Source organism: Micromonospora mangrovicola, from assembly GCF_047200535.1.
GTDB lineage: Bacteria > Actinomycetota > Actinomycetes > Mycobacteriales > Micromonosporaceae > Micromonospora.
Window position 1 is genome coordinate 1 of record NZ_JBJZOG010000277.1, and the last position, 446, is coordinate 446.

General features: G+C 67.9%; 1 protein-coding gene. It reads left to right on the forward strand.

The window, feature by feature from the left end:
• Positions 1–421 (forward strand): transposase (locus tag ACL02O_RS34460; RefSeq protein WP_412822365.1); only part of this gene is annotated, 421 nt, incomplete at its 5' end.
• Positions 422–446 lie beyond the last annotated feature (25 nt).

The following is a 446-nucleotide window of genomic DNA, read 5'->3' on the forward strand; positions in this document are numbered from 1 at the left end:
GCACCCGGACGCTGAGACCATCCTGTCCCAGCCCGGACTGGGTGCCATCCTCGGCGCCCGGGTGCTCGCCGAGTTCGGTGACGACCACAACCGCTACGCCTCGGCCAAGGCCCGCAAGAACTACGCCGCGACCAGCCCGATCACCCGCGCGTCCGGGAAGAAGAAGACCGTCGCCGCCCGATTCGTGCACAACGATCGGCTCATCGACGCGCTGATGACCCAGGCGTTCACGTCGCTGCAGGCCTCGCCCGGCGCCCGCGCCTACTACGACCGGCAACGCGCCCGCGGCGCCACCTACAACGCCGCACTGCGCCAACTCGCCAACCGCCTCGTCGGCATCCTCCACGGATGCCTCAAAACCGGCACCCGCTACGACGAGACAACCGCCTGGTCCCACCACCTCAACAAGGCCGCTGCTTGACATTCAAGCTCCTGGGATGTCTTTC